We start from the raw sequence: 8,179 nt of genomic DNA on the forward strand, positions 1-8,179 counted from the left end.
TTTCAAGCAAAGTGCTTAATCGTTTTAAAACCAGCCTATCTTTTATAGATGGCCTCATCATAATTCATCAAAGTAGAATTGACTAGCGTAAAAGCTGCTAGTTTTTCCTTTGGCAGACTTACATCTCTAGCAAATTCTCCGACCTGAAGCAAACTATCTGCTTCGTGGGGTGCTCTCTGAAATTCATTGAGCTCATTTTGATACAATTCCTCTAAAATTTTTAATTCATTCGGCTCAGGATTTCTACTGGTTATTGCTCTGAAACCATATTTTAACTGAGCTGAGATTTCCTCTCCTCCAACTTTCAACATCTTTTCTGCTAAAACCCGAGATGCTTCTATATATTGAGGATCATTCATTAGTACCAAAGCTTGAAGTGGCGTATTGGTGTTTTGCCGTTTAATGATGCAAACATATTTATCTGAAGCATCAAAATTGATCATCGAAGGAGGGGGTGCACTTCGCTTCCAAATGGTATAAAGGCTTCGTCTATATAAATTATCTCCCGTATCCTCAATGTATTCAATTGCATATTCAGAAGTTAACTCCCGCCATAACCCTTTGGGTTGATAAGGCTTCACACTTTCTCCGCCAGTTTTCCGAACCAATAACCCACTTGAAGCCAAAGCCTGATCTCTTACCATTTCCGCAGGTAGTCGAGATGCATTGGCTCTTGAAAGCCATATATTTGCTGGATCTTTTTCTCTGGCATCTTTCTTCAAGATAGAGGATTGCTGATAAGTAGCTGAGCTTACCATTAACTTCATTAACTGCTTAAGGTCCCAACCTGACTCAATGAAATTAACAGCTAGCCAATCCAGTAATTCGGGATGAGAGGGAAACGCTCCTTGATTCCCAAAATCATCTGGTGTCGCCACTATTCCTCTTCCAAAAATCAATTCCCAGTATTGATTGACTACCACCCGGGCCGTTAATGGGTTCTTCTCATGGAGTAGCCATTTAGCAAGTCCCAGCCTGTTTTTAGGAAGCTCTTCCGGAAAATCCAACAACACCTTTGGTGTTTCTGGAAAAACTTGCTCCGTAGGAGCATCATAAACCCCTCTGTCTAGGATAAAAGTCTCTCTTTCCTCACTTCTCTCTCGCATAACCATAACTTCTGGCTGTGCACTTACCAATTCATTTTCCTTTTTTCGAAGTTGATTTAAGGAATTCACTTGATTTTTGTATTGTTGATTTACTACTGAAAAGTAATAATCTTGTAAAGCTTCATGATTACCTTCGTTAATATTTCTCATTATTGGGTCAGGTTCCCCTGCCAATCTTTCAGCTTCAATAGTGGTTAATTCTCGATCGAAAATCCTGATTTCGTCCACAAGAGACTGGTCCAAGGTTTCTGCGAAACTGGTCCCTCGTTTTCCTATCTGTAAATTTCCAGGGTGACCAATACCACGCTTTTCCTTACCATAAGCCAGAATGCTCTGCTTTAAATGATCTGTTATCACGTTAACAAGTAATGGCTTTCCATTTATGTAAATTTGCAAACCTGAAGCTTTACTTGATCCATCATAAGTCATGGTAAGATGTACCCATTCCCCAACTGGTACCCTCTCTTTTGTATGTATTTCAATCGCATTTGCTGGCCAGGTATGGCTCATCAATCCTGTCAAATGACCATCCTCTGTAATCAACAATTCATAACCTCTAAATCCATTTGCAAAACCTCCGGTTTTAGAGAAAATTGGCCCATTTAAACTATCGGCTAATGCTTTGTACCATAAACTAATGGTGAATGGATCACTCCTCTCAAAATAGGCAATATTAGGGCCTAAATCAACATAGCTATCCCCTACCAATTGAATTCCATTCTCAAATTTCCCTGGCACCGTTAATATTTCTTTGTCCTTTTGTATCACCACCATATCTGCAGGCTTGGACTTGTCTGCCAGGTTTTTAAATTTATTATCAAATGGTTTATCAAGTGGATAATGCCCTATTTGACCTTTTATTGGCAATTGAGAAATTGTTTTTGTATTGCTATTAGATAGCCAGTTTTGGAAGGACTCCAATGCCTGACTTTTATCGCTATCGATGGCCGTTTCTTTTACCCGAATTTCTTCATTGATATAAGCAATCTTTTTTTCTATCTCTGCATCATCTTTCAAAATCAAAGTAGGGCTTGCATCACCAACATAAGGCACTTGCCCAGTTTCATTGATATTATTAAAGAAAGCATATAACTGGAAATATTCTTTTTGCGAAATGGGATCATATTTATGGTCATGGCACCTTGCACATTCAATCGACAATCCCAAAAATGCTTTTCCCAAAGTATTGGCTCGATCAGCGACATATTCAACCCGATACTCTTCGGGAATGATACCGCCTTCCTGGCTTTGGGGATGGTTCCGGTTAAATCCTGTTGCTAGAATTTGATCATATGTTGGGTTAGGCAATAAATCACCTGCCAGTTGCCAGAGAATAAAATCATCATAAGGCAAGTTTTCGTTGAATGCATTTATCACCCAATCTCTCCAAGGCCACATATTTCTCATTCCATCATCCTGATAACCATTTGAATCTGCATACCTGGCTAAATCCAACCATTTGGAGGCCAGTCTTTCACCATAATGTGGAGATTCCAAATACTTATCCACTAACTTTAGGTAAGCTTCTTTGGAGTTATCCTTTAAAAAATCCTCTACGTCTTCCATGGAAGGGGGCAGACCAGTAAGGTCAAAAGAAAGCCTCCTTATCAGGGTTTCTCTGCCCGCTTTTTCAGATGGTGCCAATCCTTTCGTAAGCATTTTATCATAGACAAAATGATCGATTTCATTTTCAGCCCACGAAAGCGCTTTATCATCAAGAGTTGGGGTATTTATTTTTTGAGGGGGAATAAATGACCAGTGAGGCTTGTATTTGGCACCTTGTTCGATCCATCGGGTAATTAGTGCAATCTCCGTTTCATTAAGCTTTAAGTTGGACTCAATAGGTGGCATTTTCAGGTCTGCCTCCTCTGAAACTATCCTTTGATAAACCCCGCTTTTTAAAGGATTCCCTGGCACTATTGCATAATGGTCTTTATTCTCACCTATTAAGTCAAGCGCATCAGCTTCCACATCCAGCCTCAAATCCGCCTCCCTTTTATTGACATCTGGCCCATGACAAGCAAAGCATCTGTCAGATAAAATGGGTTTGATGTGCAGGTTAAAATCCACCATTTCAGGTAAATTTTCTTCGATATCCTCCGAAAACTCAATGGTACTATTAAAAGGGATAACCCAAATAATGACCAAGCCAATGGTTAAAAATAAAGCTATTTTTAGTAAAAGCCCCTTATTCATATTAGACAGTGTTTGCAAAATTATTCATTCTAATATACGAAATGCCTTTATATAATTTAATGAAAATGTCATGACCTGAAGTATTTGTGTTTGTAAGGACAATTCACAAAACTTCCGGTCATGACAATAATTTTACGGTAAGCAATCCTTTTAAATTTTAACTATTCCGGACTAAAATCGAAGTATTTTAATTTATTCAATTTTACCAGCCTGGATTTTGTTCTAAATTACTATTGAACGATATTTCATTGTCTGGAATAGGCAACAAGTTGTGTCTGTCTTCATAACCATTTGGGAATTTCACTTCGATCAGTCCGCCATCAGCAGCTTTAATATCTACAGGATAAAGGTCTTGACCAATTTTCCAACGTTTTATATCAGCCCATAAGATCCCTTCACCAAAAAACTCCACAACACGCTCGTGTCTTAATTTTTCTCTTGCTGCCTCCTGAGAAAGGTCGGTTGACAAGGTGGTTATTGTGACATCAGTACGCTCCGTTCTGATTCTATTAATGAGAGCTATTGCTTCCGGTATATTTTGATTGGTCTCAATAAGTGCCTCAGCTTTTGCCAATAATACATCCGCATAGCGCAATACTATAAAATTCAAAGGAGAAACTCTTGGGCTAAGTAAGGGAATTCCCTCACCTACATTTTTACGTAATCCAAAACCTACCCTTTGACCGGTATGATTAGGTACATCTGTAGGATATAACCTTCCTTCAAAGGTCGCCCCTGGCCTTAATATTGAGAAATCTAACCTCGGATCTCTTCCTTCAAATTCATTGTTAGGATCAACTTCAGAACCATCGATCATCTCATATTCATCAATCATGTGTTGCGTAGGCGCTGGATCACTCGCTCCGGCAGCAGCCACACCCCCTGGTAATGCTAACCAAGCAAAGAAATTCCCCTGACCTTGTTCACCAGCTATGTACTGAATGTCAAATAGTACCTCTTCATTGTTTTCATTGTCCAACATAAAAAGCCCTTCATAACTTGGAAACAAATCGTACATGCCTAGTGCGTCTATTTGCTCAATAACCTGTAATACCTCAGTGTATTTATTCTGATACAAATATGCTCTCATTTTCATTCCCAAGGCAGCCCCTTTAGTAACTCTGCCCAACTCATAACTTACAGGTTCTGAGTTTTGAATGGCTATGTCATAATCTGAAATAACTTGAGCCCATGTTTCTTCCAAAGTATTCCTGCTTAATTCAGTGACTTCCTGGGTATTCAATTTGGATAAAATGATTGGCACCCCACCGTAAGCATCTGCTAGCAAAGCATATGCAAGTCCCCTAATAAAGTGAACTTCTCCTAGATAGGTCGATTTTGTATCAGCAGGAAGATCCACATTCTCTAGGTTAGAAATGAAATCATTTGAGAAATTAATGATACGGTAACACATTGTCCACCTCTCGTCTACTAAACCACCTGTAGTACTTGCTGTTATTGACCCATTTCCAATTTGCTTTTCCAAACCATTCCAGTGAGCCCACTGATATGCGTATGGTGTGATGGCATCAAAAGTCGGCCCGGAACCATAAACTCCTCTATGTTTCAAAACACTATAAATACCATTTAATGCAAGCTTCACATCATTTTCATTTTGCCAAAATGACACCGTAGTTATCCTATCTGTAGGATATACTGCAAGAAATTCCTCACCACAACTCCCAAAAAGAAGCATGCCCAGAACTACTAAATTTATTTTAAATATTTTTATCGTTTTCATAATGCTTATAGATTAATATTGACACCAAGGGAAATAATTTTAGGCAAAGGATAAAAATTATCCCCTGAATCAAACGTGTTTCTTTCAGGGTCAAATCCCTCATAGTCTTTGGACACTAATGAACCTACATTTTGGGCATTCCCATAGACATACAGTTTTTGAAGTCCTAGTCTTTCTGTTAAGGCTGAAGAGAAAGTATATCCCAATTGGATGTTTCTGAGCTTAACGAATGAAATATCACTAACCCAATAAGAAGATGCTTCACTTCGCCATGTATCACTTATTGAGATCCGGGGTACGGTTGTACTCATATTATCGACAGTCCAGGCATCTCTCCATTTTTCGGTTATTGTTCCTCCAGATATCCCCAATGGTTGGGTCCAGGCATTTTGGGTATAAACATTTGCCCCAGCAATTCCCATGACCACAGTACTTAAATCAAAACCTTTATAATTCACACTTGGTGTCAAACCAAAGGTGTATTTTGGAATGGTATTTCCCAAAGCCATTTTATCCTCAAATCCCAGTCGTCCATCATTATTTACGTCTTCATATTTCAACTCTCCAGCCTGTGGAATATAGCCATTGGCAAACATATGTTCTGAAGCTTCTTGATCGGACTGATAAATTCCCGTAGCCTTATATCCATACAACTCACGGTAGGAAAATCCTTCACGAATCAGATACAATTGATCAGGAGAATTCTCTCTGAATTTCGTTACCTGATTAGCGATATAGGTCATATTCACACCAATATTATATCCAACCTCATCTCTGTCTTTCGCCAGTTTAGAATAATTGATATTAAACTCAAACCCATTGTTGGTCATTTCTCCTACATTTTCAAAAGGTGCACTTACTCCTCCAAGAATTGACGGAATTGGTAATTGTACTATAATATCACTTGTCGTTTTCCTGAAATAATCAGCCTCAACGAAAATCCTATTGTTTAACAATCCAAATTCGACTCCTAAATCTGTAGTAACTGAAGTTTCCCATCCAATGCTCTCATCCACAAGAGCAGTAATACCAGCACCAGGAGCAAAACTTCCTGAAAAATTGTAACTAAGCGCATTTGTTTGACTTACTACTGCAAGGTATGGCCAATAAGAATTAATATTCTGGTTACCCAATTTACCCCAAGATGCTCGTATTTTAAGGTCTGATATTAAATTTTGGCTTTTCATGAAAACCTCTTCTCCCAATCTCCACCCAGCTGAAAATGCTGGAAAAATACCCCAACGATAGTCTTCCTTAAATCTTGAACTTCCATCCGCTCTAAGGTTCATTTCAAAAAGGTACTTGTCCGATAAGGCATAGTTTACACGACCAAAATAAGACAACATTCTGAGCTCACTCATGTTTCCATTGGCTTGGAAACCTGCCGTGCCTGCATCAATTTGAATCAATCCCTCTTTAGGTGGACCTGATCTTCTACCATAAACATCCTTTATTACTGTACTTTCCACCTGAATACCAGCTATAGCGGAAATGTCATGAATTTCATTATAGGTTTTGTTAAAATTCAGTGTTGAAAATAGCGTATTATAATTGCTTTGAATATTGTTTCTACTGGCTTCCAATATCGTAAGGTAATCCAGGTTCTTGCCCTCTACCCCTGTATTAGTATACCCATATACCAAATTATTATGCTTGTCTAGCAGATTACTATTGTACTGAGAAGTTAAATTGGTCTTTAAAGTCAAATAGTCAGTAAAATCAATATTGGCAAACACATTCATTTTGAAAAAATTGTTTTCTGAAATAGAAAGCCCATTGGCTGTTTCGATTAAAGGGTTTCTATTTCCTACAATTGTATTTCCACTGCTGTTAATTGCTTGTACAGACCCAAACCTACCATCTTCAGTATATGGAGCCGTAAAGGGATAACCTCCATTGGAAAAAATATACATCATACGTCCAAGGTTAAATGGTTCTTCAGATGATTTCTTGATTCCATTTAGCCGACCACCAATAGTTAACCATTCTTTTAATTTCGTCTCTAAGTTTACAGTAAGCCCATACCGATTAGATTTGGAATTAAGCATGATCCCATCCTGATTCAGGTAATTCATCGAAACATAAAATTTTGTCTGTTCAGAACCTCCATTTACAGATATATTGTGTTCCGTAATAGGCGCTTTTCTAAATACCTCATCAAAGAAATTCGTGTTAGGATAAACATACGGATCATTATTGTTTCTAAACTCATTAATAACTGACTCCGGAAATAAAGCACTTCCTCCTTGATTGGCTAGGGCTTGGTTCCACATTCCCATGTACTCTGCACTATTTTCTATAATATCATACCGTCTTCCTAAACTCTGCTGTCCTACATAGCTCCCTATATTAATACTTGTCTTTTCTCCAAATTTCCCCGATTTAAGGGTTATCAAAACCACTCCATTTGCCGCTCTAGACCCATAAATGGCTGAACTAGCTGCATCCTTCAACACGGTCATGCTTTCGATATCGTTTGGATTGATTTCGTTAATCGAAGCTTCCACTCCATCTACAAGAATCAAGGGGTTTGAATTATTTAATGTACCCCAACCTCTCACTCTTATCTGGGCGCCGTCATCCCCTGGTTTCCCTGAATTTTGACTAATCCAAACCCCGGGGACTTGACCACTTAGTGCCTGTGAAGCATTGGTAAGCGGCCTGTTCTGAAGCTCATCATCAAAGTTTACCGAAGAAACTGAACCTGTAAGGTTTTCTTTCTTTTGGGTACCATATCCTACTACCACTACTTCATCTAATGATGAAGTATCTTCTAGTAAAGTAATGTTTATAATGCTTTGGTCAATAACTTGGATTCGTTGAGACACAAAACCTATAAATGAAAAGACAAGTGTAGTACCTTTATCAACATTAATAGTATAATTCCCATCCAAATCAGTAGCTGTACCTCTACCAGTACCCGGTACAGAAACTGTAACTCCCGGAATGGGTTCTCCAGTCACGTCTACAACGGTTCCGGTAATGGCTGCTCTCCACTCATTTTCATTAATATCAGCCAGTTTTAAAGAAATGTTGTTACCGTACCCGATATCTGGTGAAAACAGAAATATTAGCAAAAGAATTAGGCCAGAAAAAGCCCGTCTAGTAAAGGGTAATAAACCCTACTTCTAACAAG

Annotated in this window: 3 protein-coding genes; all 3 read right to left on the bottom strand. The window is 38.5% G+C overall.

Annotated elements, in window-relative coordinates; genetic code table 11:
- Positions 1-35: 35 nt before the first annotated feature.
- The gene (locus ADICYQ_RS17250; protein ID WP_020891340.1) at positions 36-3,302 is read right to left on the bottom strand and encodes a DUF1553 domain-containing protein; all 3,267 of its coding nucleotides are present in this window, start codon (positions 3,300-3,302) and stop codon (positions 36-38) included.
- 202 nt (positions 3,303-3,504) lie between these two features.
- Positions 3,505-5,043: a RagB/SusD family nutrient uptake outer membrane protein gene (locus ADICYQ_RS17255; RefSeq protein ID WP_020891341.1), complete on the bottom strand. Its 1,539-nt coding sequence runs from the start codon at positions 5,041-5,043 to the stop codon at positions 3,505-3,507.
- Positions 5,044-5,048: 5 nt separating this feature from the next.
- Complete coding sequence (locus ADICYQ_RS17260; RefSeq protein WP_020891342.1) at positions 5,049-8,120, bottom strand: SusC/RagA family TonB-linked outer membrane protein; 3,072 nt, start codon at positions 8,118-8,120, stop codon at positions 5,049-5,051.
- Between the last annotated feature and the right edge of the window lie 59 nt (positions 8,121-8,179).

This window comes from Cyclobacterium qasimii M12-11B, from assembly GCF_000427295.1.
In the GTDB taxonomy this organism is placed as follows: domain Bacteria; phylum Bacteroidota; class Bacteroidia; order Cytophagales; family Cyclobacteriaceae; genus Cyclobacterium; species Cyclobacterium qasimii.